Origin of the sequence: Christiangramia sabulilitoris, assembly GCF_007050985.1 — a bacterium.
In the GTDB taxonomy this organism is placed as follows: Bacteria; Bacteroidota; Bacteroidia; order Flavobacteriales; family Flavobacteriaceae; genus Christiangramia; species Christiangramia sabulilitoris.
The window spans coordinates 67,104-91,150 of the sequence record NZ_VHSF01000003.1; the positions used below are offsets into that span (position 1 = coordinate 67,104).

Annotated in this window: 23 protein-coding genes; 11 read left to right on the top strand and 12 right to left on the bottom strand. The window is 38.6% G+C overall.

Features of this window, described 5'->3' with window-relative positions:
- Positions 1–9 precede the first annotated feature (9 nt).
- The 6 genes from FGM01_RS10485 to FGM01_RS10510 form a co-directional block, all read right to left on the bottom strand.
- Positions 10–786, bottom strand: coding sequence for an FkbM family methyltransferase (locus FGM01_RS10485; RefSeq protein WP_143411126.1), 777 nt, complete (start codon positions 784–786; stop codon positions 10–12).
- An 18-nt stretch (positions 787–804) separates the two neighbouring features.
- Positions 805–1,653: a class I SAM-dependent methyltransferase gene (locus FGM01_RS10490; RefSeq protein WP_143411127.1), complete on the bottom strand. Its 849-nt coding sequence runs from the start codon at positions 1,651–1,653 to the stop codon at positions 805–807.
- An 8-nt stretch (positions 1,654–1,661) separates the two neighbouring features.
- Complete coding sequence (locus FGM01_RS10495; protein WP_143411128.1) at positions 1,662–2,483, bottom strand: polysaccharide pyruvyl transferase family protein; 822 nt, start codon at positions 2,481–2,483, stop codon at positions 1,662–1,664.
- A gap of 78 nt (positions 2,484–2,561) precedes the next feature.
- Positions 2,562–3,425, bottom strand: a complete 864-nt coding sequence (locus FGM01_RS10500; protein ID WP_143411129.1) for an ABC transporter permease — start codon at positions 3,423–3,425, stop codon at positions 2,562–2,564.
- Positions 3,426–5,894 (bottom strand): polysaccharide biosynthesis tyrosine autokinase, encoded by a 2,469-nt coding sequence (locus FGM01_RS10505; protein WP_143411130.1) that lies wholly within the window; start codon positions 5,892–5,894, stop codon positions 3,426–3,428.
- Complete coding sequence (locus FGM01_RS10510) at positions 5,894–6,682, bottom strand: polysaccharide biosynthesis/export family protein (protein WP_143411131.1); 789 nt, start codon at positions 6,680–6,682, stop codon at positions 5,894–5,896. Before FGM01_RS10510 ends, FGM01_RS10505 begins: the two co-directional genes overlap by 1 nt.
- Positions 6,683–8,237: 1,555 nt before the next feature.
- Between FGM01_RS10510 and FGM01_RS10520 the strand changes: the two genes are divergently transcribed.
- From FGM01_RS10520 to secA, 8 genes are all read left to right on the top strand, one after another.
- The gene (locus FGM01_RS10520; protein ID WP_143411133.1) at positions 8,238–10,112 is read left to right on the top strand and encodes an ABC-F family ATP-binding cassette domain-containing protein; all 1,875 of its coding nucleotides are present in this window, start codon (positions 8,238–8,240) and stop codon (positions 10,110–10,112) included.
- A 139-nt stretch (positions 10,113–10,251) separates the two neighbouring features.
- Positions 10,252–10,665, top strand: coding sequence for a four helix bundle protein (locus FGM01_RS10525; protein ID WP_143411134.1), 414 nt, complete (start codon positions 10,252–10,254; stop codon positions 10,663–10,665).
- 217 nt (positions 10,666–10,882) lie between these two features.
- On the top strand, positions 10,883–11,659 hold the full coding sequence (locus FGM01_RS10530) for an O-methyltransferase (RefSeq protein ID WP_143411135.1): 777 nt from the start codon (positions 10,883–10,885) through the stop codon (positions 11,657–11,659).
- Positions 11,660–11,927: 268 nt separating this feature from the next.
- On the top strand, positions 11,928–12,632 hold the full coding sequence (locus FGM01_RS10535; protein ID WP_143411136.1) for an ABC transporter ATP-binding protein: 705 nt from the start codon (positions 11,928–11,930) through the stop codon (positions 12,630–12,632).
- A 253-nt stretch (positions 12,633–12,885) separates the two neighbouring features.
- Positions 12,886–13,065, top strand: coding sequence for a hypothetical protein (locus tag FGM01_RS10540; RefSeq protein ID WP_143411137.1), 180 nt, complete (start codon positions 12,886–12,888; stop codon positions 13,063–13,065).
- 79 nt (positions 13,066–13,144) lie between these two features.
- Positions 13,145–13,717 (top strand): cob(I)yrinic acid a,c-diamide adenosyltransferase, encoded by a 573-nt coding sequence (locus tag FGM01_RS10545; protein WP_143411138.1) that lies wholly within the window; start codon positions 13,145–13,147, stop codon positions 13,715–13,717.
- A gap of 153 nt (positions 13,718–13,870) precedes the next feature.
- A complete protein-coding gene (locus FGM01_RS10550; protein ID WP_008272287.1) occupies positions 13,871–14,092 on the top strand; it encodes a DUF2795 domain-containing protein in 222 nt (73 codons plus the stop codon).
- 87 nt (positions 14,093–14,179) lie between these two features.
- Positions 14,180–17,536 (top strand): preprotein translocase subunit SecA, encoded by a 3,357-nt coding sequence (secA, locus tag FGM01_RS10555; protein ID WP_143411139.1) that lies wholly within the window; start codon positions 14,180–14,182, stop codon positions 17,534–17,536.
- A 329-nt stretch (positions 17,537–17,865) separates the two neighbouring features.
- Here the strand turns inward: secA and FGM01_RS10560 are convergent, their stop codons facing one another.
- Both FGM01_RS10560 and FGM01_RS10565 read right to left on the bottom strand, forming a co-directional pair.
- Positions 17,866–18,252 carry a hypothetical protein gene (locus tag FGM01_RS10560; protein ID WP_143411140.1) on the bottom strand — a complete coding sequence of 129 codons (387 nt, stop codon included), beginning with the start codon at positions 18,250–18,252 and terminating at the stop codon, positions 17,866–17,868.
- The gene (locus FGM01_RS10565) at positions 18,236–18,823 is read right to left on the bottom strand and encodes an RNA polymerase sigma factor (RefSeq protein WP_143411141.1); all 588 of its coding nucleotides are present in this window, start codon (positions 18,821–18,823) and stop codon (positions 18,236–18,238) included. The genes FGM01_RS10560 and FGM01_RS10565 overlap by 17 nt, the downstream gene beginning before the upstream one ends.
- 138 nt (positions 18,824–18,961) lie before the next feature.
- On the opposite strand from FGM01_RS10565, the gene FGM01_RS10570 reads away from it, so the two are divergent.
- From FGM01_RS10570 to FGM01_RS10580, 3 genes are all read left to right on the top strand, one after another.
- Positions 18,962–19,312 carry a DUF6249 domain-containing protein gene (locus FGM01_RS10570; protein ID WP_143411142.1) on the top strand — a complete coding sequence of 117 codons (351 nt, stop codon included), beginning with the start codon at positions 18,962–18,964 and terminating at the stop codon, positions 19,310–19,312.
- 115 nt (positions 19,313–19,427) lie between these two features.
- On the top strand, positions 19,428–19,907 hold the full coding sequence (locus FGM01_RS10575) for a DUF4199 domain-containing protein (protein WP_143411143.1): 480 nt from the start codon (positions 19,428–19,430) through the stop codon (positions 19,905–19,907).
- 321 nt (positions 19,908–20,228) lie between these two features.
- A complete protein-coding gene (locus FGM01_RS10580) occupies positions 20,229–20,534 on the top strand; it encodes a GIY-YIG nuclease family protein (protein WP_143411144.1) in 306 nt (101 codons plus the stop codon).
- Between the two features lie 123 nt (positions 20,535–20,657).
- Here FGM01_RS10580 and FGM01_RS10585 read toward each other — a convergent pair whose 3' ends face one another.
- From FGM01_RS10585 to FGM01_RS10600, 4 genes are read right to left on the bottom strand one after another with little or no spacing between them, the layout of a single operon-like run.
- Positions 20,658–21,353 (bottom strand): peptidoglycan DD-metalloendopeptidase family protein, encoded by a 696-nt coding sequence (locus FGM01_RS10585; RefSeq protein WP_143411145.1) that lies wholly within the window; start codon positions 21,351–21,353, stop codon positions 20,658–20,660.
- Positions 21,354–21,377: 24 nt separating this feature from the next.
- A complete protein-coding gene (locus FGM01_RS10590) occupies positions 21,378–22,775 on the bottom strand; it encodes a hypothetical protein (protein WP_143411146.1) in 1,398 nt (465 codons plus the stop codon).
- Positions 22,756–23,370: a hypothetical protein gene (locus tag FGM01_RS10595; protein ID WP_143411147.1), complete on the bottom strand. Its 615-nt coding sequence runs from the start codon at positions 23,368–23,370 to the stop codon at positions 22,756–22,758. Before FGM01_RS10595 ends, FGM01_RS10590 begins: the two co-directional genes overlap by 20 nt.
- Positions 23,354–23,899, bottom strand: a complete 546-nt coding sequence (locus tag FGM01_RS10600) for an RNA polymerase sigma factor (RefSeq protein WP_143411148.1) — start codon at positions 23,897–23,899, stop codon at positions 23,354–23,356. Before FGM01_RS10600 ends, FGM01_RS10595 begins: the two co-directional genes overlap by 17 nt.
- Positions 23,900–24,047: the final 148 nt, after the last annotated feature.

A 24,047-nucleotide genomic window follows, 5' to 3' on the forward strand; every position in this document is an offset into this window, starting at 1 on the left:
TTAAAATAATTAATTAATATCTCTTCTATAGCAAAAAATGTTTAACTGCAGATCCATTCCTACATTCGTCTTTCGGGAAACGAAAGGTTTTTGCCTGGTAAAGGCTTCCTTAATATGATACCTGAATCCTGCTTGTTGCACCCAATCCAGGATCTTATGTAATTTTTGTTCTTCCCCTGGAAAGCTATGATATTCTATAAAAAGATGTTGCACGTTTTTTAATAAATGCCGGCAATTCTCAAGAACTTTAAATTCTGCTCCTTCAATATCTATTTTTAAAAAATCGACCTCCTTATCTTCTAAATAAGGTGCCAGGCTAATTGTTTCCAGTTTCTTATATTTTTTGCCGTCTTTTCTTTCTTCGATTCTCCCCCCGGCACCGCCTTCATCATAAAAGAAAAGGGTTTCCTCTCTATCCCATAATGCTTTGTTAATAATCTCTACCTTAGTGAAACGAAATGAGGAAATATTTTTTTCTAAAAAACTAAAAATATATGGATCTGCCTCGAATGCAATGATTTCTGCTTCGGGATACAACTCTTTAAAATAAATAACACTCATTCCGAGGTTTGCTCCACAGTCAATAATGAGAGGGTTTGGCTTTTCACTTTCAAATAAATAAGGTTCTTTTTCAAAAAGCTCCTTTTGGCCTAATTTAAATGATGCTATATCATGCACATATAGTGTATTCCCTCTGAAATCCATCTTTAAAGGTTCAAACCTTTTTGGGTCATTATTCTTGCCGCCTTTTTTTAGAATATTTTTTAGCCTGTTTTTTACTCCCATTTTGATTAAAATTAGAAACTACAGGTTCTTGTATATTATAAGTTGACTTCTGGTAAAAGTTTTATTCACCCACAAAGGCAACCTTTTTTCATTCTCCAGGGCCCATCGTCTAAATCGATTCTTTTGTTCTCCCCATTTAAATAACCTACTGAATCTCTCCAAAGTTCCCACAGGAATGATTTCCACCGATTTAAAATATTTTTCCCCTGTTTTCTTAAAATGCCGTGAACTAAAGGTTCTATCTGGATGAGGATCATTTCTTTTCCACTCTTTAAAGGCCCGCCTTTTTAAACTAGATGGTCTTTCACCTATAGGTATCATCCATCTCATGGCATCCAAAAATTTAGAATTTACGGCAGGTTCAAAAAATCTAGCCTCTCCACCTTTTTTGAGCAACCGATGAGTTTCTTCCAGAAACTCATTCTCTAATGATAAACTTAAGTGATGTAAGAAAGCTTTACCAATCACAAAATCAAAAGTATTTTCAGGTAGTTCATTTTTCAAAAAATCACCTTCAATAAAGGTAATAGGATAGTCAAAGTCACAAGCTTGATTAAGCTTAGCAACAATTTTTCCACTTTCAGAAGATATATCATTGGCAAAGACCTGGGCACCAAGAGCTGCCATAATGCCAACATTCACACAATCTCCACATCCCATCTCCACTACTTTACTGCCTCGCAGTCTATCCCTGAAATTTCCCTGGTACAAAGCAAACCAACTTGTCTCTGTGGTTATGGCAGTCTCTAAAAAATTATCAAGATTATTTATCCAGTATAGAATATTTCCAATAGGATAGTTGGCATAAAGCTTATCATAATGCTTCTTGTTCTTTTCAATATTTTGATCGCTCTCTATTGTTCGCATTAGACCTTCTAAGAAATAAAAGGGCAATTTAAGATTAATCCCTGTTTTAATTGATTAATTACTTCACTTTTGGGCAAAGCTTCATATTTATCAAAATGACTTAATAGTTCTTCTATACTTATATTTGCATTAAATTCAGTAGGTGTATAATCCTTGATTTGAACGGAATTCAAATAATCGTAATATTTTATTCCGTTTCCAAATGGTTTCTGAGAAAAAGGAATCCATAAAGCTGGAATACCAAACGCATGTGGTACGATAACTCCGTGTAAGGAAGATGAAACGATCCTTTCACATTCCAGGATTTCATCGGTTTTCCCCTCAATATCCAGAGTCATAATATCAATAACTTTAACTCCTTCAATGTTAGAATAAAGATTAGAAATTACCTCAAAATCTGTATAATGTGGGATAATCCCTATTTTATATTTTTTCTTAATGTTTGGATTATAGTAATCAGGTAATAGTAAGGCCGGATCACCGTAGATCTCCGGACAATTATAACCATAATTCATGAGGTATTTTCTTGTTTCGGGGCCTCGTACAACCTTAAAAGTTGCCGGAGCAATTTTCTGATTTTCATCTATAATACCACTTCCCCATACTACACTGTGTTTAGTAGCGTGATGAATAATGCTTCCCGCCCCAAGAATATGGGTCTTATTAAATGAATACCATTTTTGTTTTTTAGGCTGTATCCAGTTTACTGAAACACCAGAAATTTTTTCAACTAAATATTTAGATAACAGGTCTCCATAATTCTCTTTTTTCTTTCCTAATAGTCGAGGCTCACTCCACCAGAAAAGGGATATTTTCTTAGACTCAGGCATATTTAATTATCTGCTGTTTATTAATTATAAAGGCGAGAAGCAGAAACAAGTTCAGTTTTACGCTCTATTTATCCACCCTTAAACGGTATCGATAAAATTCTTTTCGGTCCTGTTAAAAATGATCAAACCAAAAAGAAATAACAATATCGATATGAAAAGGGTATAAAAGAATCCAAACCAAGTAAAAATACCGGTATCCAGGATCATAAATCTAAAACCTTCAATAATTTGTGTCAAGGGATTGTACTTAACAAGCCAGGCCCACTCTGGCATTTTCTCTGAAACTTCACTTAATGGATAAGGTACGGCCGATATATATACCAGTAAAGAAGTTGCAAAACCAACCAAAACAGTTAGATCGCGATACTTTGTCGTAAAGGCTGAAATAGTCATTCCTAATCCTAAACCTAACAGAGCCATCATAAGAATATAAACCGGGAAAAGGATTAGATTGAAATTCGGACCAATCTCTACTCCCGTCCAAATAACGTAAAGGTAAATAATAACTAAAATTGTTAGTTGAATTCCGAATTTAAATAAGTTCGTAATTACATTAGAAAGAGGCATGATGACCCTTGGAAAATAAACTTTTCCAAAGATCCCGGCATTAGCCCTAAACGTATTGGAGGTTCCCGTTAGACATTGTGAAAAATAATTCCAGGCGGTGATTCCAGTTAGATTAAATAGAAATGGTGGAATTTTACCCGTGGGAATATCTGCTATATTATTAAAAACTAAGGTAAAGGTTATTGCAGTAAATAGGGGTTGAATAAAATACCAAAGCGGTCCAAGAATAGTTTGTTTATAAACTGTGACTATATTTCTCTTCACAAACAATATTAGAAGATCCCTGTACCTCCAAATCTCTCCGAAATTCAGATCAATTAATTTTCGTTTAGGAGTTATTTCATATAGCCAGTCATTGTGATTCGTTTTACCCATTTATTCAAAATTCCTCATAAACTTTTTCCAGGACGCCCTAAGTTGCGATATTTTTGTAGGAGCTGCACCATAATAACCTTTTGCATATTTGTTATAACCATAACCATAGCCATAGCCGTAACCATAACCATAGCCATAGCCATACTTTGCACTGTGAACAAAATGATTTAGTACAAAACTGATATTTTTGATTTCCTCTTTGGCATATTTCTGATTAATGGTCTCAAGCATCCCTCTTTTGGTATAATCCTGTCTTACTAGATACAAGGTAGCATCGGCAAATTTTATTAGATTGAGAGCATCTGCAACCATTCCAATAGGAGGAGTGTCCAGAACTATATAGTCATATTTATTCTTTAACTCTTCAATCAAAACATCCATCTTTTTAGATAATAGAAGTTCAGATGGATTCGGTGGAACCGGGCCCGAAGTGATTACATCAAGATATGGAATTTTACTTTGTTGAATTATTTCTTCGGAACTTGCCTGATCTATTAAGAAGTTCACTATTCCAAGATCATTATTTAGTTCGAAATCATCAAAAATCTTCGGTTTTCGAAGATCGACACCAACTAAAACTGTTTTCTTTTCACTTAAAGCAAATACCGTGGCCAGGTTCATGGCACAAAAGGTCTTACCTTCCCCAGAAACTGAAGAAGTGATTAAAACTGTTTTTGAACCGGTAACCCCCTGACGTTTATACATGAACTGTAAACTGGATCTTAATCCCCTGAAGCTTTCAGCAATGGAAGATTTTGGCGACTGAAAGACAGCCAGGTTACCATCCATTTTATTTTTTCCAATTAAACCGAGTATTGGAATAGGAGAAAGTCGCGTTATTTCCTGAGCATTATGGATGTTAGTATTTAAGAACACCAATAGGAATACGAAGGTCAGCGGGATTAATCCACCAACCATTACCGCCATAACATAATTCAACTGTGTATCGGGGCCTATTCTTCCTCCACCGGTATCTTTAGCTTCGTCTATAATTAGAACATCACTAACATTAGCAGCCTTAATCAATCCAGCTTCACTACGCTTTTCAAGAAACATATTGTAGGTTCGCTCATTTATGGCATACTTCCTTTGAATTTTTAGAAGATCCTGCTCCTCCTGGGGTAATTTTCTTACTTCTGCTTCATAGCTTGCAATCCTGCGATTAAGATCTCCCAATTCACGACTTAACAAATTTTTGGACGAATTAAGATTTTCTAATAAAATTGATTTCACCGAATTGATCTGCCTATCGATATCATCAAATACGGGAGAGTTTTCTTTTAAAGTATATTGATAATTACTGCGTTCTTCTGCTAATTGAATAATTTTTCCTACACCATTTACAATACTACCTTCTGAAATTCCTGCTACGGTAGGAGCCGGGACATTAGAATAATCTGTTCTGGTCTCTAAATAGTTTCTTAGGTTATCGTAATAAGCAATCTGCCGTCTTATTTCCTCTTTTCTTATATCAAGTTTTGCAAGTCGCGCCGACAATTCTCCGCTCTCAGTAGAAATACTTAAAATAGCATTCTCATTTCTAAAGTCATTTAATTCGTCTTCTACTAACTTTAGCTCTCTTGATTGAACATTTAAACTACTATCAATAAAACGGATAGTTTTAGTTGCGAAAAGGTTCTTTCGTTCCAACATATTTTTACTCAAAACGGCTACAGAGCCATTCAGGTAATCTACTATTCTTGCTTTATTTAATCCTACCTGGCTTAAATTTAAAACAGAGGCTCCCTGGCTGCTGGGCTGAATACTAACATTTCGGTATCTACCTACAGAACCGTTAAAACCGCCAAAACTTATATAAAAAACTTTATCTATTTGTAAGGGATTAGAGGTCCTATGAAAAATCCCGGTAAAAAACGGTAATTTAATATATTCCCCTACTTTGAAATTTCGGTTAAAATCAATAGGCTCAACCTGCCGGTTATCGGTTTCTTTAGATTTATAGTTTGTCCTTGATAAATTTGCAGGAATTCTGGCTTGCATATTAAAAACGGTATCACTTTTAAACCGAATTTCCATTGTAACATTATTCGCCTGAAATGCTGAGGAATCGGCAACAATTTTAAAAGGTGTTTTACCATAGGCGTCCACTCTTTGATACTCCCCTTGCTCCTGGTAATTAATATAAAATTGAAGTTTCTCCACAACTTCCTCATTATGAGAACGAGACCTTAGGATAGTGATAGCAGTACTCACCTTATCTGAAGTTCCTCCCCAATTAAAAGTTAGACTTGTATTAGAGGTAAAAAATGGATTCTGATCGTCCTTTATTGAAATTGTATTGCCAAGCCTATATACTGGTAATTTTCTAACATTATTGTAATATGCGACAGCCAGGCTGATTCCCACCGAAAGGAGAATTAACTTCCAGTAACTAATAACTTTAAGTATAAACCCTTTAAAATCGAAGGTGGACCCTACATCTGATATGTGATCTTCTTCCTGAGCCATTATCTGGTAGCTAAAATTACAATTGATGTAAGCAATGTGACCATACTAACGATAGTACTAAACACCTCCAAACCAGTGGTCCCTACACCCAAAGCTTTTTGAGGCAAAGGATTTACTATAATCATATCATTTGGCTGGATATAATAATAAGGACTCTTCATTATGTCTATATTAGTAACATCTACTTCATGAACTTCTTCACCTTGCGGATATTGCCTTATGATCTGTACATTCTCCCTATCTCCATAATCATTGATACCTCCTGCATTAGCAATCGCTTCCATGATGGTAACCTGATCTTTGTATACAACCTGGCTTCCCTGACCTATTTCTCCCAAAGTGGTATAGCGAATACCTGCTAGTTTTACGGTCACGAATATATTCGCCTCCTCTTTAAAATATTCTTCAAGTAATTTCTTTTCTATTTTCTCCCGAACTTCTTTTTCGGTAAATCCAAGTACATTAATCTCACCCATAGTAGGCACACGAATATTTCCATGGTCGTCTACGGTAAACCCATCAAAGTATACAGCTTCCTCGGTAGTGGCATTTGGGTTCTCACTGCCTATTGGGTTAAACATGCCCACTATGTCCTGATCCAAAGCCTTCACCCGTATACTTAACAGATCCCCTACCTGAATTCGGTAAGGCTTACGCATTCGCTGCACCTGTATAAGGCTATCTACTTCCTGATCATATTCCTGAAGGTAAGACATCTGCTTAGTTGATACGCAGGACGTTAAAGCTAGTAGGGAAGCGAATAAAAACAAGAAAGATTTGAATCGCATAGGGGGACTTCACATAGTTTTAACAAATATAGTTTTTACGGGGAAATATCAAAACTTTAGGGTGGAATTATGTTGTTGGTTGTTTGCTGTCTGTTGTCTGTTGTGGGTTGTGGGTTGTGGGTTGTATGTAGTTTGTGGTTTGGGGTTCATGGTTTGGGGTTAGTGGCGGCAGTGGAAAGTGGAGAGTGGAAAGTTCTTGTTTGAGAGTTGTCTGTTGTTTGTTGTTTGTTGCGGGTTGAAGGTTATGCCGGGGTTGATGTTCCAGGTTGTAAGTGGAGAGTGGAGAGTGGAGAGAGAAAAGTTCATGTTTGGGAGTTTTTTGTTGCTTGTTTTTTGCAGTTTGTTGTTTGTTGTATGTTGTTTGTTGTTTGTTGTTTGTTGTTTGTTGTCTGTTGTCTGTTGTCTGTTGTCTGTTGTCTGTTGTCTGTTAAAAGCTATCAGATATTCTAAAACGATCATTCATAATCCGAATTTATTTACCATTTAAAAAAACCTATTACTATGAAGATAATTAGAAATCTTTTACAATATAATTTCAACTCAAAACCCTAATATTTATATTAAAACCTAAGTAATTCGGCCTACCAAAAGTTTCCCTTAGATTTTGAAGTGAAGTGATCGTAAAATTTTATGCTGTTTGAGCCGTAACGATAATTTGCAATTTTAGGTAAATAAATATCAGACGGCGAGTTCATAAAATTTAGATCTCGAACAATAGAATCAGGGAAACTTTCGTAAGCCTAGCCCTTTTTGTTTCTCCTGAGCGCAGTCGAAGGATCCGGCGATGGGAAAAAGAAAGCGGATAAATTTGAAATTATATAATATACCATTTTGAAGAGAAACTGACTCTTAGCGGTAACAGGTTGAATTTTAATTTAGATGCTATTAATTGACTTTAGAAATTGGGATAAAAGAGATTTCTCCCTCCGGTCGAAATGACACCGCACAATAATTCTCACTCAACGGCTATAAAAACCCTCCAATGGTGATTGCTAACTGAAAAGACTTCTCCCCATGGTAAAATCGACCTTTTTTACTTATTGTCATTTCGAAGGAGTATAGCGACTGAGAAATCTGATTTTTAAATCCATTTAGGTTCATTGCAGTTTTGAAGATTTATAACCCAGTGAGAATTTTTTCCGACCCCTCCGTATCGAAATGACTAAATCGAAATTTGAACATTAAGACCCTGAATTAAATTCAGGGTGACGAATGCTTAGCCAATAGGAAGTGTCATGCTGAACTCGTTTCAGCATCTCTGCTTACAACACAAAACTTATAAGTAATAAGCTATTATTGGCATTGAAGAAATCTCCTTATAAGGTCGAAATGACAAAATCGAATTTTGAACATTAAGACCCTGAAATAAATTCAGGGTGACGTTCATAATTAAGCGTCATGCTATCCCGAGAAATCGGGAGTTTCAGCATCTCTTACAGTCACAGAATCCCCAACTTATAACTGATAACTGTTTATTGATAATTGTTCATCGTTACTTCGTACTTTTGCCATCATACTACAGACAAGCGTCTAAAGTCTAAAGACTAAATAAAACATGAATTATCTTTCAGTAGAAAATATAGCCAAATCATACGGCGAGCGCGAGCTTTTTGACAGTATCAGTTTTGGAATAAATAAGGATCAAAAAGTAGGTTTTGTTGCCAAGAATGGGACCGGAAAAACCAGTTTATTGAATATCCTGGCATGTACCGATTCTCCAGATGAAGGGCAGGTGATCTACCGCAATGATATCCGGGTAGCTTTCCTTTCCCAGGAACCCGATCTGGATCCTGAGCTTACCATCGAACAAAGCATCTTTACCAGCGAAAACCCAACGCTGAAGGTGGTGGCGCAATATGAAAAGGCCATGCAAAATCCCGAAGATGCAGATGCCCTGCAAAAAGCCATGGATGCCATGGAAGCAAATAACGCCTGGGATTTTGAAACAGAATTCAAGCAGATCCTTTTCAAACTGAACCTGCAGGATCTGCAGGCAGTGGTTAAAAACCTTTCCGGAGGACAGAAGAAACGACTGGCCCTGGCCCGGATGCTGCTTAAAAAACCAGATTTTATTATCCTGGATGAGCCTACCAACCACCTGGACCTGGATATGATCGAATGGCTGGAAGAGTATTTTAGAAAGCAGGATTTTACGATTTTCATGGTCACTCACGACCGATATTTCCTGGAAAGGGTGTGCAATGAGATCATAGAACTCGAAGACGGAAAATTGTATACCTATAAAGGAAATTACTCCTATTACCTCGACAAGAAAGAAGAAAGACATCAGCTGGAAGACACCAATACGGGGAAGGCGCAGCAATTATATAAAAAGGAACTGGAGTGGATGCGCCGACAACCCAAAGCACGTACCACCAAATCTAAATCCCGCATTGAAGATTTCCACGATATAAAACATCGCGCGAGTCAGAGAAGACAGGATCATAAGGTGCAGCTGGAACTTAACATGGAGCGACTGGGTAGCAAGATCGTGGAGTTACATAATATCTCCAAGAAGTTAGGCGGTAAAAACCTGATCGAAGGCTTTAGTTATAATTTTCAGAAAGGTGAACGCCTTGGTATCATTGGTAAGAACGGAACCGGAAAATCCACTTTCCTGAATATGCTTACCGGAAACCTCCAGCCCGACACTGGCAAGATCGTGATCGGGGAAACGGTCAAATTCGGTTATTACACGCAAAAAGGCATTAAAATTAAACCGGGTCAGAAGGTAATTGAGGTCATCAAGGAATTTGGTGATTATATCCCGCTGAAAAAAGGCCGGCAGATCTCTGCAGAACAATTGCTGGAGCGATTTTTATTCAGCCGTAAAAAGCAATATGACTTCGTAGAGAAACTGAGTGGTGGTGAAAAGAAACGCCTTTACCTCTGTACCGTGTTAATTCAGAATCCTAATTTTCTTATCCTGGATGAGCCTACCAATGACCTGGATGTTTTAACCCTGAACGTCCTGGAAAACTTCTTACTCGACTTTCCCGGATGTATAATAGTGGTTTCTCACGACAGGTATTTTATGGATAAGATAACCGATCATCTTTTCGTATTCAAAGGTGAAGGTGAAGTCACCGATTTCCCGGGCAACTATACAGATTACCGCGAATACGAATCTTCGAAACCAAAGCCTGAAGCATCGGCAAATACAGATTCACCAACAAAAAAGGAAAAGAAAGAATATAAATCGAATAGCTCCGGTCCTTCCTTAAGCTTCGCCGAAAAGAAGGAATACAGCAAACTGGAAAAGGAGATCGCCAAACTGGAAGCAAAAAAAGAAAAATTACAGCAGTCTTTCCTTCAGGAATTAGATGCTGAAGAGATCGCAGAAAATTCCATGAAACTAAAGCAGATTGAAGACGATATAGATGCGAAAACTGAAAGGTGGTTTGAACTGCTTGAGAAGATGGAGGGTTAGGTTGTGAGTTGTCCATTCGTAGTTTGTTGGTTAATGTTTAGTGTTTGGGGTTTGTTGTTTGGTGTTTGTTGTTTGTTGTTTGTTGTTTGTTATTTGTTGTTTGTTGTAAAAATCAATTTTAAATTTTTAAATTCAGCGGATGGGAAAGGTTGAAAAGTTTGAAGATCTTGAGGTTTGGCAATTAGCAAGGAATATTTGTAACATAGTTGACAAACTCCTAAATGAAACCCCTTTAGGTAGAAACTATGCTCTCGCTAACCAAATGGAAAGAAGTTCCGGTTCTATAATGGATAATATTGCTGAGGGATTTGGTCGGGGAGGCAATGCAGAATTCCACAATTTCCTAAGTTTTTCTAAAGGTTCAACTTCTGAATTAAAATCTCAATGTTACCGTTCTAAAGACAAAAACCTGATGAAGGATTCAGATTTCGAACTACTTATAAAAGAATGTTGTAAGCTAGAAAATAAATTAGGCGCATTTATGTTCTATCTTAGAAAATCTGATCTTAAAGGAATTAAGTTCAAAAAGCCAGATAAAGATGAAATTTTGTAATTATTACAAAAAACCATAAACAATAAACTCTGAACAATAAACGAATTAAACTATCCTATTAAAAATCTCACTTTCCACTCTTCTCTTTCCTCTTTTCCCTACATCTCAAAAAACCGATAACAGATAACAGATAACTAAAATGCTTTTTCAATTGAAATCCCATTCTCCGCTTTCCCCTACATCTCAAATAACCGACAACCTATAACCGACATCAACAATGCTCTTTCAGCTCAAATCCTACTTCAACTTCTTACTAAAAAGCCAAAACCAACATGGCCTCCACTCCCCTTTTGTCTATGACCTGGTTACAAAATGTTTCTATAACAAAAACGAGCATAAAGCATATAAGCTCATTAAAGATTATCGGAATAATCTTTTAGGCAACAAGAACAGAATTAGCGTTACCGATTTTGGCGCTGGGAGCCGGGTTTTTAGGTCGAACGAGAGACCGGTATTCTCCATTGCCAAAAATGCCGGGATCACTTTACACCGGGCGAAATTACTTTACAGGTTAACTAATTATCTTAAAGTGGATACCGCTTTAGAATTAGGCACTTCACTGGGAATTGCCTCTTCGGCCATCGCCGCTAAAAAGAACACCAAATTGATCACCATCGAAGGCTGCCCAAAAACAGCAAAAATAGCCGGTCAGCAGTTTGAAAAATTTGATTTAAATAATATTGAGCTTCGCGTGAATAAATTTGACGCGGAAATGGATGCTCTGATTCAGGAGAACCAAAAGTTCGATCTGATTTATTTCGATGGAAATCATCAGAAGCAAGCCACTTTAGATTATTTCAACCAATTGCTCCCCACTGCTCATAACGATTCGGTTTTTATTTTTGATGACATCCACTGGTCTTCGGAAATGGAAGAAGCCTGGGAGGAAATCAAAAAACACCCTAAGGTTCAGGTGACCATAGATACTTTTCAATGGGGACTTGTATTTTTCAGAAAAGAACAGGTCAAACAACATTTCAACATCAGAGTTTAAAGATCCCCCATTTAGAAATCACCCTACCAAATATTTGCTTTGAGTGAAAGCTAACTTAAATTTCAAGCTAATTACGCAAGGTATACTCTTGTAATTAAGAAGCAGAACGATAAATTCAGCTTAGATTCTTTAAGCTTCGACTTTTTTATATTTCTGGATACAGTCGAAGAAAAGTACAGGCAAAAAAATCAACATTTGAAATTATTAAATAGTTGATTTTGTAACAAAAAAACTAAATTCCCGTCATACAGTTGAAAATTTATTCTGAATGAGCAAAGTAATCGAGATTCGCGATATCACCAGGGATTTTCCTTTGGGACAGGAAGTAGTAAAAGTATTAAAAGGTATAGATCTGGATATAGATCGCGGAGAGTATGTTGCTTTTATGGGACCTTCTGGTTCCGGAAAATCTACTTTGATGAACCTCCTCGGATGCCTGGATACGCCAACTTCAGGTTCCTATATCCTAAACGGGAAAGATGTAAGCAAGATGAGTGATGACGAACTGGCCGAGATCAGGAACAAGGAGATAGGTTTCGTTTTTCAGACATTTAACCTTTTACCCAGAACTACCGCCCTAGATAATGTAGCGCTACCCATGATCTACGCGGGCGCTTCAAAAAATGAGCGCAAGGAAAGAGCTGAAGAAGTTCTGAGAAGTGTAGGCCTGGGCGACAGAATGGACCATAAACCGAACCAGCTATCGGGTGGTCAGCGTCAAAGAGTAGCCGTAGGAAGAGCCCTGGTTAATAAACCTTCGATCATACTTGCCGATGAGCCCACCGGTAACCTGGATTCCAAAACATCCCTGGAAATTATGAACCTTTTCGATGATATTCATGCTGCCGGAAATACGGTTATCCTGGTAACTCACGAAGAAGATATCGCTGCCCATGCCCACAGGATCATCCGCTTAAAAGATGGAATGGTGGAAACCGATGAAAGGAAAACTGTCGCAGTGAGTAGTGAGTAGTGAGTAAAAGATTGAAAAATCTACTATAAGCTCCTAATGAATTTTCAGAAAATGTCAATCTGAGCGCAGTCGAAGATCTTAGAGGTACCACTTCAGATTATTAATGATATTTATTTTTTCGCTATGACCACGAAGCAATCTCAAATCTGCTTCTCTCGAACTCTGAACAGCGAACCATGTACACAAAACCTTAACTACAAACTTTTGAACTTTTGAGAATCTTTTTTATCTTGTATTAACTAAGTCATTTAAGATGATCAAGCTTGACCAGGAAACCTGGATTTATCTTACCATTATTGCTGTTTTTCTGGCTTATTTTATCTGGAGCTCTAAAAGATCCAGCAATCTGAAAAAGCAACGCAAGAACAGGAATTTCAGAAGAAGGTATTTGGAAAGAAAAAAAGAAAAGGAATCTGATTCTGTTCTAAAATAATTTCCAATATTTTCAATTTCACCTAAAGCCTTTTGTGGGCGTGCTATTCTTTGTAACTTTAAGCTTCTAAAAAAATAGCATGAAAATTTACACCAAAACAGGTGATAAAGGAACAACTTCCTTATTTGGAGGAACCCGTGTTCCAAAACACCATATAAGAATTGAAAGTTACGGTACCGTAGATGAACTCAACTCCCATATAGGTCTTTTACGAGATCAGGACACAGATAAAGAAACGAAAGCATTGCTGGAAGAGATCCAGGACCGGCTTTTTACCATAGGATCTATCCTGGCCACAGAACCCTCTAAAGAGAAACTTAAGAATGGGCAGGATCGTTTAAATATTCCCAAATTAACCAATGAGGATATCGAAAAGCTGGAGAAGGCCATGGATAGGATGAATGAAAATCTACCCACGATGACTCACTTTATCCTTCCCGGAGGTCACCAAAGCGTGTCATTCTGTCACATCGCCCGATGTGTATGCCGTCGTGCCGAAAGACTTTCCAGTGCTTTATATGACATTGAGGCTTTTGATGACAAGGTTCTTATCTTCCTTAACCGACTTTCAGACTATCTGTTCGTGCTGGCACGGATGTTGTCTAAACAATTGAAAGCTGAAGAAATTCAATGGATTCCGCAAAGATCCTGAATACTTCCAGATCATTAAAATTTTTATTGCGAATAATGCAAAGAATTTGATGAATTATTATGTTCTTTATATTATTGTATAAATAATAGATTTTTTTCTTGGCTATTAAGTCAAAAAATTTATTTTTGCCAAAATTTAAAACCCGATTAATCAATGTATTGGACTTTAGAATTAGCATCCTATTTAAGTGATGCCCCCTGGCCGGCCACAAAAGACGAGTTAATAGACTACGCAATTAGAACCGGAGCACCGCTGGAGGTTGTAGAAAATCTTCAGGCCATTGAAGATGAGGGTGACTCTTATGATTCTATCGAGGAGATCTGGCCAGATTATCCAACCGATGAAGACTACCTCTGGAATGAGGATGAATATTAAATAACAACAGCAAAAAATAGGGAAAAGTCTCATTCATGAGGCTTTTTTTTTGCTTAAATTTGAACCCCGTTAAACAAAAAAACCAATATGAGTTTTTTAAATTCTGTATTAAAAGCTTTCGTAGGCGATAAGTCTAAGAAAGACGTCAAAGAAATACAACCCATAGTAAATAAAATAAAAGCTCTTGAATCTGAATTTGAGGCCCTCAGCCTTGATGAACTTAGAGCTAAGACCACTGAATTTAAATCTAAGATCACCGAAGCTACCAAAGAGGTTAAGGATAAGATCGAATCTTTAAATACAGAGGCAGATGAGACTGATGATATCACCAGAAAGGAAGATATCTATGCTGAAATAGATGCTCTTAAAGATAAATCTTACGAGATTTCTGAAGCGGTCCTTAACGAGATCTTACCCGAGGCATTTGCCACGGTTAAAGAAACGGCGAAGCGTTTTGTACATAACACTGAACTTAAAGTAAAGGCTTCTGCCTTTGATCGCGAAATTTCCGCAGAAAAAGAATATGTTACTCTGGATGGTGATCACGCCATTTGGAGCAATTCATGGGATGCTGCCGGTAAACCGGTAACCTGGGACATGATACATTATGATGTTCAGCTTATTGGTGGTGTGGCCATGCACCAGGGAAAGATTGCCGAGATGCAAACCGGGGAAGGTAAAACCCTGGTGGCCACTTTACCTATGTACCTTAATGCCCTTACCGGAAACGGGGTGCACCTGGTTACGGTAAACGATTACCTGGCTAAAAGGGATAGTGCCTGGATGGCTCCTATCTTCCAGTTTCACGGGTTAAGCGTGGATTGTATAGATTATCACCGCCCTAATTCTGCTGCCCGTAGAAAGGCTTATAACGCAGATATTACCTACGGAACCAATAACGAATTCGGATTTGACTACCTGAGGGATAATATGTCTCATTCGCCTGATGATCTTGTACAGAGACCACATAATTACGCGATCGTGGATGAGGTGGATTCGGTTTTGATCGATGACGCCCGTACGCCGCTGATCATCTCGGGACCTGTTCCTAAAGGAGATACCCACGAATTCATGGAGCTCAAACCAGCAATTGCGAATATCGTTGAGGCACAGCGTAAATACCTGGTTAAGGTCCTTGCCGATGCAAAGAGACTTATTAAGGAAGGTGATACCAAGGAAGGTGGATTTCAGTTATTGAGAGTTTACCGTGGATTACCAAAGAATAAAGCCCTTATTAAATTCTTAAGTGAAGAAGGTGTTAAGCAGTTATTGCAGAAGACCGAGAATCACTACATGCAGGACAACAACCGCGAAATGCCTAAGGTTGATGCCGAATTGTACTTTACCATTGAAGAAAAGAACAACCAGATAGACCTTACCGATAAAGGGATTGAATTCCTTTCAGGGAAAGATGATCCGGATTTCTTTGTAATGCCCGAGATTGGAATGGAAATTTCCAAAATCGAGAATGAAGGACTTCCACCGGAAGAAGAAGCGGAAAAGAAAGAAGAACTTTTCAGAGAATATAGCGTTAAGAGTGAGCGTATTCACACCTTGAGACAACTGCTTAAATCTTATACCCTTTTCGAAAAAGACACCGAGTATGTGGTCATGGACAATAAGGTTAAGATCGTTGATGAGCAGACCGGTCGTATCATGGAAGGGCGTCGTTATAGTGACGGATTACACCAGGCGATCGAAGCGAAAGAGAACGTGAAGATCGAGGATGCCACGCAAACCTTTGCTACGGTAACCCTTCAGAACTACTTTAGAATGTACCGGAAATTATCTGGTATGACGGGTACTGCGGTTACCGAAGCCGGTGAATTCTGGGAGATCTATAAGCTGGATGTGGTGGAAATTCCTACCAACAGGCCTATCGCCAGGCATGATAAAGAAGACCTGGTATATAAGACCAAACGTGAAAAATATAATGCAGTTATAGACCATGTATCAGACCTTTCCGGTAAGGGAAGACCGGTGCTAATTGGTACAACTTCAGTAGAGATCTCAGAATTACTGAGTCGTATGCTGAAACTTAGAAATGTACCTCATAATGTTCTTAACGCGAAAATGCATAAGAAAGAGGCTGATATCGTTGCTGAAGCCGGTAAATCGGGGATCGTGACCATCGCTACCAACATGGCGGGTCGTGGTACCGATATTAAGCTGAGCAAGGAAGTTAAGGATGCCGGAGGTCTCGCCATTGTAGGTACAGAGCGCCATGACTCCAGACGAGTGGACAGGCAGTTAAGAGGTCGTGCTGGTCGTCAGGGAGATCCGGGAAGCTCACAGTTCTATGTTTCCCTTGAAGATAACCTGATGCGATTATTCGGTTCAGAAAGGATCGCCAAGCTGATGGACCGTATGGGTCTGGAAGAAGGTGAAGTAATTCAGCATTCCATGATCTCGAAATCTATCGAAAGGGCACAGAAGAAAGTTGAGGAAAATAACTTTGGAGTTCGTAAGAGATTGCTGGAATATGATGATGTAATGAACGCCCAGCGTGAAGTGATCTACAAACGTAGATACCATGCCCTCTTTGGAGAAAGACTTAAAGTAGATCTGGCGAATATGATCTTTGATATTTCTGAAGCTATCGCGGAAACCAATAAAGCGGCAGAAGACTTTAAGAATTTTGAATTCGAACTGATCAGGAATTTCTCCATGAGTTCTCCGGTTACCGAAGAAGAATTCAAGAAAATGAATGTGCAGAAGCTGGCGGGCGAAGTTTATAAAACTGCTTATAAGCATTACGACGAAAAGATGTCGCATAATGCCGAACGCGCTTTCCCGGTGATCAAGCAGGTTCATGAAGATGAGAGAAACAACTTTGAAAGGATCTCGGTACCATTTACTGATGGCACGAAAACCCTGCAGGTAGTTACCAATCTTCAGAAAGCTTATGAAACTGAAGGAAAACAACTGATCAAGGATTTCGAAAAGAATATTACCCTTGCCATAATTGATGATGCCTGGAAAACGCATCTTCGAAAAATGGATGAGTTGAAGCAAAGTGTTCAGCTGGCGGTGCATGAGCAGAAAGATCCGTTATTGATCTATAAGTTCGAGGCTTTTGAATTATTCAAGGCCATGCTGGATAATGTGAATAGAGACGTGATGTCTTTCCTTTTCAAAGGAGAAATACCTTCCAGTGGAGCACCAAATATTCACGAAGCCCGGCAGACGAGACAGAAAGAAAAAGTTGAAACCAAGAAAGAGGACATTCCTAACCTGGATGAGCGTGCGGCACAGAGCAGAGCTGCCGGCAATACGCAACGTCAACCAGAAATCACGGAAACTATAGTGAGAGATCGTCCTAAAATTGGCCGTAACGATAAGGTTACGATCAAGCATGTGATGAGTGGTGAAAATAAGACCATGAAATTCAAACAGGCGATTCCGTTGCTGGATAAAGGTGAATGGGTGCTGGTAGATGAATAGACCTTAATCGTTAGATTAATTAAAAATCCTGAAGTAGATTGCTTCAGGATTTTTTGTTTTATACGTCCTGCTGTTCTGAAGTATCGGGAGTTTCAGCATCTATATGGAAAATTAAGACCCTAAAACAAGTTCAGGGTGACGCTTCTTCTCAAATTTCCACTTGGTCCTGCTGTCCCGAAGCATCGGGAGTTTCAGCGTCTTTTAATATGATCTAGGAATATTCCTGACACTTCGGGACAAAGTGACGTCAGCTAGCTATATAGGTCTTATTGAATTAAACGACTTGTCATTTCGAGCGAAGGGAGAAATCTCATCTCACCCCGAGCATATTATAAACGGTACTCCCTATCCAAAAACCTTTTGAGAAAAGGCACCTCCAGGAAGAATAAAGCAATAAAAGCGATTGCATATTGCATGGTCCTGGAAAGATCAATCTTTGGAAAATCAGGGAAATGCAGGATCTCAAGACTCAACATGCCGCTGAATGAGATTCCTGAATAAAGAGATAATAGTCCGCTAAAAATAATAATACTGAATGCAGCAACACTCCACCAACCCCGCGCAGAGATAAGTGGTTTATAAGGCTGAATTTCTGCCCCACGGGCCTCGACTGTTTTCATAATACGATCCCTGAAATTCACAGAGGGTTTTTCAACTCCGGCCTCATCCAGCAAATTCTTCATCAATCTGTCTTCCCTGTTAAATTGCTTTTTCATTTCTTATTGATATTTCGGGTTGTATATAGGTTTCTAATAAGGAAAATAACTTCTTTCTGCTACGATACAGTTTTATTTTAATATTGTCTTCTGTAAGATCGGTAATTTGAGAGATCCCTTTGACAGATTGTTCATCAAAATAAAATAAAGTGATGATGGCGGCATCCTCTGCCGGCAATTTAGCTATGCATTTTTTAACTGTTTCACTCCTCTCCTTACTAAGCATAAATTCCAGCCCATTCTCAATATCAGCCAACCTGTCCTCTGTGATCTCATCAATGATCTCGATGGTCTTATGCCGGGAATTCTTCTTTATCTGGTCAAGGCTTTTGTGATATACGATTCGGTATAACCAGGTCGAAAATTTCGACTCTCCCCTAAAGCTGCCTAAGGAGTCAAAAGCCTTGATAAAACTATCCTGGGCAATTTCTTCAGCCTCTTCTCTAACCTTTATAATTCTGATGGCAATCGTAAACACATAATTCTGATAGCGATCAACCAGCTCCCCAAAGGCATTTGTATCGCCATTAAGGATTAAATCTATCAATTCCTGGTCGGTTTTTTTGATCATTATTAAATATGACGACAATATTTCACTTTCAGTTACAAAAGTTTAAAAAATAAATTTACATTTTTTTGTAACCGGACTTTCAATCTTGGCGTCCTAATAGAAAACGAACATTATTTTCACAATTAAAAATCAAAATTTATGGGATCTGAAGTCATTGTATTACCTGTTATCTTCGGAACAGTATTCGGAATGTTTTACTTATATATTTCTGCCAGAAACCGCGAACGCCTGGCGCTTATAGACAAAGGAGCAGACGCAAGCATCTTTTATAGCAAGAAAAAACGGGTCACCCCCGTCTGGAAAGTGATCGTGATCAATCTCGCTTTGTTGCTTGCTGGTATTGGTTTAGGGATCTTCCTGGCAAATCTCCTGGCGATCAACCTGGGAGTGGAGGAGGATGTAGCCTACCCCGGCACGATATTTCTTCTGGCCGGTCTTGGTCTTTTCGCGGGGTTTTTCGCGACGAAAAAACTAAATGAAGATGCTTAGATCTTTTATTATTTGAAAATCATCACATCCCGGATTATCTATCCGGGATTTTTCATTTATAAAGGTGGCTAAAAGAATTTCACTAATTTTAACCCTGAACCAATCAAACCAACCAATGAAAAAATTCGCAATTGAAATCAAGTGGGGTATAATTTTCAGCCTCATTTCTCTGGCCTGGGTATTCCTTGAAAAAATACTGGGCTGGCATGATGAGAATATCGCTCAACATGCGATCTATACCAACTTGTTTGCTATCGTCGCAATTGTCATCTATGTTCTGGCCTTGCTGGATAAGCGAAAGAATTTCTACAACGGCCACATGACCTGGAGCCAGGGATTTATATCTGGAATAGTGATCAGCATCGTAGTCGCTATCCTCTCTCCTGTTGCCATGTATATTACTCATAATTTTATCACACCAGATTATTTCACCAATGTGATAGACTATTCTGTAGAGAGCGGGGTGATGAAAAGGGAAGATGCCGAAGAATATTTTAATCTGACCTCATACATCATCCAGTCATTCTTTTTTGCTTTAGTTGTGGGGGTGGTTACCTCTGCGGTAGTGGCGTTTTTTGTGAGGACGAAGAAGTAACACCTGTCATTCAGAGCGGAACGAAGTGAAGCGAAGAATCTCAATCGGTCATACTGCAAACACATAGAGATTCCTTCTACGTCGGAATGACAATAAACACTGTCATTCAGAGCGGAACGAAGTGAAGCGAAGAAACTCAATCGGTAATACTGCAAACCATATAGATTCCTCCTTTGTCGGAATGACACCAACATGTCATTCAGAGCGGAACGAAGTGAAGCGAAGAAACTCAATCGGTTATACTGCAAACACAAAGAGATTCCTCCTGCGTCGGATTGACAATAAAATGTTATTCAGAGTAAAGAGAACTAAAGGAAAGAAATGAAAACTCTAGGAACACATAATTACTATGTATACATACTTACTAATAAAAATAAAACTGTTTTATATACCGGAGTTACTAATGATCTGAATACTAGATTATACCAACATCAGAATCCTGAAAACCTTACGAAGGCATTTACTGCAAAGTATAGATGTTTCTATCTAATATATTTCGAAATCTTTCAGGAAATTGAATCTGCGATAAAATGGGAGAAAACTATCAAAGGCTGGTCAAGACAAAAGAAAGATGAATTAATAACTAATTTTAATTCTGAATGGAGATTTCTCAATAATGAAATTTGAGATTCCTCCTGCGTCGGAATGACAAAAGGATGCCATGCATAGGGGAACGAAGTGAAGCGAAGAATCTATACAAATTCTATCGTGCATCTATATAGATTCCTCCTGCGTCGGAATGACACATTACTAAATCTTCAACAACAAATTTGGATCAGGGCAGTTCTGTAGGTAATTGTCCTGATCTTCTTTTTTTATTACTCCGGGATAATCTCCAATATTTCCCTGCATGCTTTCCATGATCTGAAAATGCAGGTGCGGGGCGTAATCACCATTTTCATGAAAATCACCTAATTCTGCGATCTTATCCCCTGCTCTCACCCTATCGCCAACAGCAAGCGTCTCCAGTGAAGCACGCGAAAGATGACCGTAAAGGGTATAAAAAGTTCTGTCGTTTTGAGAATGCTCTAAAATGATTGTAGGACCGTAGTCGCCAAAATTATCATTATCCCTGAAACTATGAATACTTCCATCCAGGGGACTCAAAATATCTGTATAAGCAGGCACCCAGATATCAAGACCTATGTGGATGTTTCGGTTGGCTTCCTTGTTATTATTGAACAATTCACTGCGGTTATATAAAGTTCTTAACTCATTATAACCCCCATAGGCTGCTTTCGCGTTTCTATTCTTAAGGAACTCGTCAATAAACATGGAAAATGCTTCTGAAGAAGCAACCTCAAGTCTTAACAGATCCCTGTTATTTGCAGAAAGGTCTATAAAAACATAATCCTCTTTAAGATAATCACCTCCAATAACCGGAGTGAATCCCGGGGTTAAATCATAAATAAAATCAGGAAAATCCTGGGTGTGATTTGGCTTCATAAAGCCAAATGTAATGGCTTAGTTTTAATTTATCAATACATCACTAAAATTTGCCTTTATAGTGATATTGGAATTCCCTGTTCTGGATTTATTGTACCCATTAAGGATCTCATTATCATAAGATTTTGTTGACTTTAATTTAAGGCCGGAGGGATGCTTAATTGAACTTTGCATGCCATTGAAGCTGAAATTAAAGGCCGTGTCTGGAACATTTAATTCAAGGTCGCTGTTTTCCAGACTAATATTGAGAGTCTCAAACCCCGATCCAAGATCATTAATCTGAAGTTTTCCAAAAGAACCCGTCAATACACCGGTGCTCTCCAGCTCATTGATCACCACATCACTGGAATTGGAATCCAGCTTGATACTTACCACTTTATCTAGCTTACAGCTCTTCACAAATTGGGTGGAAAGTACTCCATATTCCCAAAAAGCTACTTTTACCGGGGAATAGGCAGCACTGATGTTCGTATTTTTTCCCGAGATCCTGTTGGCAGAAAGCCGACTGTGAGAAAGGTCGGCTTTAAGGTTTTTAATATGGTTTCCTAATTTCAGCTCCCCGTGGCGAACATTGAGTTCCAGTTTCGCGTCTTTAGGTATTTTAAGTTTAATCGTTTTCTTAGAATTTACAGCTTTACCATTTTCCATGATAAAGGCAGGACCTCTACGATTTTCCATTTGGGCTTCAAACTTCTTCCCAAATTCTTCTCCCCAGGCTTCCATCCTTTTACCAAATTCCTCACCCCAGGCTTCCATGTCTTTTTCAAGATCCTTGCCCCAGGCTTCCATTTTCATTTCATAATCTTTCTCCCACTTTTCAGAATTCTTTTCCATTTTCTCGGCCCACTTCTCCATCTTCATCTCGTACTTCTTCCCGAATTTGTTCTCAAATTCAGCCTCCCATTTCCTGAGATATTTATCTCCGTCTTTCTTATAAGCGTCATAATCGAATTTCATTCCCTTCATGTCATCTGCAAAACCAGGTGGAAGCGGATTCTCGGCGATATTTGATAATATTGGGCCTACGAGATTTTCCATTAAAGGTCCCAACATGTCCGGTAATTCTGATAATGAACCTTCCAGCGCGGTCATATCTATATCCATATCCATTTTCCATTTACCGCTGCCACCCGAAGATTCTATGGTAACACGGTCGCTATTTCCTGAAGTTTCCAGGTTCCAGGATGCCAGTAATTTTTTGGTCATCTCTTTGTCACCCGTATCTCCCTCGAGATAAGCCTCGATCTGTACCTCATTCCTGTCCCAGTTTTCGATGATGATGTTGGTATGACGGGAATCGAGTTCTACCTTCACGTTTGGCGAAGTCTTATAGGTTTTACTCATTTTCCTGGTTTGAGCAAAACTTCCCGCTGTGATAAATAGCAGTGATAAGATCACATATTTAAGCCTGATAGTTCTCATATCTGTTGTCTTTTGATTGTTCAATTTCGTTTAATTTTGTTTTCAGTTTTTTGAGAAGATCCAGTCTTAGCTGTAAGTTCGCGATCATCGCTTCCACTGTTTCTTCATTAATACCGGTCTCCTGAATTTCCGCATTCAAAGCGATATATTCTTCATTCAGGGTTTCCAGCTTCTTCATAAATGCATCTATAAGTTCTTTATTTCCGGGAGTAAGCTCCAGTTTGGCTAGTTGCAGATTTACACTGGCCATATAATAATCTTCTATTTTTTTAAATTCAGGCGACACATCACTCAGTCTGTAATCTGTTTCCCGGTCAGTTTTTTCTTCAGATGCTTCCTTTACCGGAGTTTCCACGATACCATTGGTATTCTGAACAGGATTCTCTCCATTATTGAAAAGGAAGAAACCACCAATCCCCAACGCCACCACGATCACCGCTGCTATCTGGAGAAGACTGCCCAGGTTCTTTTTCTTGCTTTGAACCGGCAGGGCCTTATCAAGCCTCGCTTCAAATCTCTGCTGATGTCCTTCTCGCAACTTTTTTCTATCTGTATGTTTCTCATTTCGAAACATTTCTCTAATATCCTGTCCCATTGTGCAATGTTTTAAGTTCTTCCTGTAATTTTTTCTTGCCTCTGTGTACAAGTGTTCGTGAGGCCACCTGGGATATATCCAGGATCTCACTGATCTCTTCATGATCGTAACCCTCTATGAGATATAACATCAGAGGATATTTATATTTTTCGGGCAGGTTCTCCATCTTTTCCTTTACCTCCTCGACTCCAATTCCGTCTTCAACCTGCCAGTTATTTTCTTCTTCTACCGTACCCAGGGTTTGCTCATTTATAGCTACAAGCTCAAGTTTTCTGGCCTTTAGTTTGTCTAAACATTTATTGATGACGATCCTTTTTAACCAGGCCCCGAAGGAGACCTCACCGTTAAACTGATGTAATTTTTCAAATGCTTTTACAAAAGCTTCCTGCATCGCATCTTCTGCTTCCATCGAATCTTTCATGAATCTCAGCGCTACATAATACATCCCGTCGCAATACTTGTTATACAGCTTGAGTTGAGCCCTGCGGCTGTTTTGTTTACAAGCTTCTATTAGCTTATGCTGTATCAATTTTATTGGTTTTTGATGGGTTAGTTCATTTTAAAGACGAGACAAAAAATCCCGCGTTGCAAAAATTCGGAAAAAAATTCCAGATTCAATTCATATTCATACATTTAATAGCAATAATGCCGGGATATAATCGTTCTGGCCAAATAAT